The sequence below is a fragment of the Methylorubrum podarium genome (assembly GCF_022179745.1).
Lineage (GTDB): Bacteria > Pseudomonadota > Alphaproteobacteria > Rhizobiales > Beijerinckiaceae > Methylobacterium > Methylobacterium podarium.
Window position 1 is genome coordinate 1 of the sequence record NZ_BPRD01000003.1, and the last position, 4,039, is coordinate 4,039.

5 protein-coding genes are annotated in these 4,039 nt (G+C 67.1%); 3 read left to right on the forward strand and 2 right to left on the reverse strand.

The window, feature by feature from the left end:
* A partial coding sequence (locus MFF42_RS00205) for an MCP four helix bundle domain-containing protein (protein ID WP_238253501.1) occupies positions 1-311 on the reverse strand: 311 nt, incomplete at its 3' end.
* A gap of 508 nt (positions 312-819) precedes the next feature.
* On the opposite strand from MFF42_RS00205, the gene MFF42_RS00210 reads away from it, so the two are divergent.
* Both MFF42_RS00210 and MFF42_RS00215 read left to right on the forward strand, forming a co-directional pair.
* Complete coding sequence (locus MFF42_RS00210; protein WP_238253502.1) at positions 820-1,965, forward strand: transglycosylase SLT domain-containing protein; 1,146 nt, start codon at positions 820-822, stop codon at positions 1,963-1,965.
* 232 nt (positions 1,966-2,197) lie between these two features.
* Positions 2,198-2,719 (forward strand): response regulator, encoded by a 522-nt coding sequence (locus MFF42_RS00215; protein ID WP_238253503.1) that lies wholly within the window; start codon positions 2,198-2,200, stop codon positions 2,717-2,719.
* Between the two features lie 49 nt (positions 2,720-2,768).
* Here MFF42_RS00215 and MFF42_RS00220 read toward each other — a convergent pair whose 3' ends face one another.
* Entirely contained in the window at positions 2,769-3,164 is a 396-nt protein-coding gene (locus MFF42_RS00220) for a hypothetical protein (RefSeq protein ID WP_238253504.1), read from the reverse strand.
* A 218-nt stretch (positions 3,165-3,382) separates the two neighbouring features.
* Between MFF42_RS00220 and MFF42_RS00225 the strand changes: the two genes are divergently transcribed.
* Positions 3,383-4,039 (forward strand): L,D-transpeptidase (locus tag MFF42_RS00225; protein ID WP_238253505.1); only part of this gene is annotated, 657 nt, incomplete at its 3' end.

Sequence of the window (4,039 nt, forward strand, 5' to 3'; positions counted from 1 at the left end):
AGCTTCGCTTTGAGCTCGTCGTAGACCTTCTGCTCTTCAACACTCGAGACCAGAGACCGGTATCCATCGACCTTCTTGTCCCGTTCTCCGGCGAACTCGATGATCTTGTCCTTGCTCTGCGATCGAGCGGCCTCGTCCTCCGCGGTCATGTAACGAAACTGCCAGAGCCGCGTCCGCAGAACCAGCGCATTGATGGAATGCGCTTCGTTGATGGAGGGGACGGTATTCTCGAAAAGACCGGCGGTGACTGTGGAGATGTTGTTGATCTTCCAGTAAGCCGCGGCGCCTTGCAGGATCGAGACGACGAGCATCGCTGCGAAAAGGCATCCGAGTGACGCTCGAACGCTCAGTGACATCTTAGGCATGTGAGACCCCGACATGGAGGCCATATCCGTAGATTGCAGATCGATATACTCAGTTAACATTCAGCCAGAACGTCGAAATCGGGGATGATGCTGCGTATAATTCGTGCCGATGGGTGTAGAACGATAATGATCATTCCGGGCCACATCTTAGACGGATGGATCTATAATGCATGTTGAAGCGCGGTGCGGCGGCATGGGCGGCACCGTTTGCCTCTCGGCCAGATCGGCGCCCGAAGTCGTCTCTCCGCAATCGTCGCGACGCGTCCTGACCGGTCCTTCCCCCTCGCCCCGTGGACAATTCCGGGGATAACCCGCCAAACGGCTCAGCTTGCCCGCAAATTGCCCCGGCTTGCCCTGGGGATGCCACAACCTCGGCCGTGTTTGCGCCACATCCGGCGGCGAACTGTTGCCCATACGCCGCTGGCGCCATCACGAAGAGTGAGCGACGACAACGATGCAGGGCCGTACGATCGGATCGCCGCGGACCACGAAGGTTGCTTCGAGCACCTCTCGCAAGGGCGGACGTTCCGCCCCGTCCTCCGACGTCATCACCCTCAATTCCCGCACCGGGCGTGACCACGGCAGCCGCACGGCGCTCGTCCGCTCGATCCTCTCTATGACCCTGCTGGCCGGAGGCCTGAGCGCGGTCCTCCTCAACGCCGGCACCGATCTCGGCCGGGCCGAGGCCTCGACCAAGGTCTCCGACCTGACCATGCCGAAGCCGCGCCTCCAGGCGCTCGCGCCGGAAGCGCCGGTTCCCTCCGTGCTGGCGGCTTCGTCGAGCTTCCATCCGATCGGCGATCTCGACACGGAGCTCGGCGCGAACACGGTCGATCGCGTCTCCTACGACTTCCTGCTCTCGCAGACCTCGACCGGTGATCCGAACGACATCCTCGAATTCGGCCCGATGAAGATCCGCCGCCACCTCGTGCAGACCATCGTCAAGGCGGCCCAGGCGGTCCAGACCGATCCGGTCCTGCTCATGGCGGTGGCCGACAAGGAGTCGAGCTTCATCACCGCGGTCCAGGCCAAGACCTCGTCGGCCACCGGGCTGTTCCAGTTCATCGAGCGCACCTGGCTCGGCGTCATGCGCGATTTCGGGTCCAAATACGGGTACGAGAAGGAGGCCGCGCTCGTCGTGCCGGACTCCAACGACAAGCCGTCGATCCAGGATCAGTCCGAGCGCACCCGCATCCTCGACCTGCGCCGCGACCCCTACCTCTCGGCCGTCATGGCCGGCGAGATGCTCAAGCGCGACGCCGCGCGCATCGCCCTCAAGATCGGACGCGAGTTGTCGCTGGGCGAGGTCTACCTCGCGCACTTCCTCGGGCCGGACGATGCCGAGAACTTCCTGTCCCAGGTGGTCGACAAGCCCACCGCCGCCGCCGCCGCCCTGCTGCCCGGTCCGGCTCGGGCCAACCGCTCGATCTTCTTCGCCGGCACCACCGGGCGGGGCCGCCATCGCAAGCCCGCCAGCCTCTCGGTCGCCCAGGTGCACCAGAAGTTCGAGGCGATGATGAGCACCCGCGGCGACCGCTATCGCGACGTGCGCAGCGTGGCCGGCCTCGTCACCCTGGCCGATGCCGAGATGGCCCAGTAGGGCAGGCGTGCGGCCGCCCGCCGCGCGGCAGACCCCGCGGCGGTGAAAATCTCCGTTCGACGCAACTGAGCGGCACCCACCCGCTTTGTTGTGCTGTGCGGCGCCTCGGACCTTGAGCTCCGCGAGAGGTCCTTCGCCGCCCGGATGCGCGAGAGAGGATCGTTTCGCCTTGAACGACTCGTATCGAGATCGATCGCCGCGGGGATTCGCCGATGATCCCCTCCTGCCGGGCATGAAGCTCGATCAGATCGGACAGGCGCTCGCCTCCTGCTACGACAACCTCGTGGCGGAAGGCATTCCCGATCACCTCGCCGCCCTGGTCCGGCGCGTCGATCATGCCGAGCGGTCCCAGACCGAGAAAGCCGAGCGGCCGGATGCCCGCATCGCCCTCGTGGTCGAGGACGAGCGCGACACCCGCGAACTGGCTGAGAGCGTGCTGGAAGAGACGGAGATGCGGGTGATCGGCTGCGACAGCGCCGAGCGTGCCCTGGGCGTCCTGCGGGAGCGGGGCGGCGACGTCGCCCTCGTCTTCGCCGACATCCGCCTCGCGGGAGCCATGGACGGGCTTCAGCTCGCCCGTGCCATCGCCACCCTCTGGCCCCGCACCCGACTGGTCGTGACCTCCGGCGTCGAGCCGGAGACCGGCATGGCCCTGCCGGAGGGAGCGGTCTTCATTCCGAAACCGTGGCGCGCCCTCGACGTGCTGGTCGAGGCCGAGCGGGCCGCGCGCGACCCCTCGCCCCCGGTGAGCTGACCCGCGCAAGGCCGGCCGCGCGCCGTTCGGCCGAGACGCCGGATCGAAGTCAGGCCGCGACGGCGTCGCGCCGACGCCGCCGGGGCAGGAAGAACAGGGCGGAGCCGGCCAGGCCCAGGACGCCCGCGCCCGCGCCGGCATAGACGAGTTCCTCGTCCGTCTTTTCCTGATAGGCCGTGTCGTCGAGGACGATGATGTTCTCGTCCTGCTTCGGCGAACCGGCTTCGCCGGGGATGTACTTGATCGGTATCCGATCGACGACGAGATGGTTGTCGGCGATGAGCTGGGCGGCGAGCGCCGGCGAGACCGAGACCTCCTCGACCTTCCGCTTCAGACCGCCGCCATCGGTCCAACTGAGATCGAGCGTGTAGGTCGTGCCCCCGCGGCGGCGCTTGACCCGTGTCGCGCCGTCGATCGTCGCCTCGGTCTGAAGGCCCATCGCCATCACGTCCCGCCGCCGTCCCCCTGGTCAGCCGAATCGGTGTGTCGCGGCGCACCTGGGCCCCCACTGCGCGGGCGATTTGGGAGTAACCACGGCGATACGGCCAAGCTCATGTGAGCCGACGCACGGCCGGGTCGTGGAAAATCCGTAAACAGGCGGGAACCCAGCAAGCACAGTCACGCTTGTAATGGCAAAGATTACTGCACAGGTAGGCCCTTGCGATGAAGACCCTGGCATCTGTTCTCGCCGGCGCCGTCGGCGTCTGTGTTCTCGCCACCAACGTCGCCACCGCCGCGCCGTACGATCCGTTCGGCTCCGATGGTGACGACTATTATCAGGAGCAGTCGTCGCCGGGCGGCTGGCCGGTCTACGACCCCTACGCCACGCAGCGCGACTCCCGCGCCCAGGGCTACGGGCAGGGCTACGGTGAGGCCGAGGCCGCCCAGGCCCAGGTCGCCCGCATTCCCCGCGAAGTCGTGCCGTACGCCACCCGCTACGCGCCGGGCACGATCGTCGTCTCCACGTCGGAGCGGCGGCTCTACTACGTGCTCCCGGGCGGGCAGGCCGTCCGCTACGGCGTCGGCGTCGGGCGTCCGGGCTTCACTTGGAGCGGCGTGAACAAGATCACCGCCAAGCGCGAGTGGCCGAGCTGGACGCCTCCGGCCGCGATGCTGGCCCGCCGCCCCGATCTGCCGCGCTACATGGCCGGCGGCATCGAGAACCCCCTCGGCGCCCGTGCGATGTATATCGGCCGCTCCGAATACCGCATCCACGGCTCCAACGAGCCGGACACGATCGGGCAGGCGGTGTCGTCGGGCTGCATCCGCATGACCAACGACGACGTCACCGACCTCTATTCCCGCGTGAAGGTCGGCGCC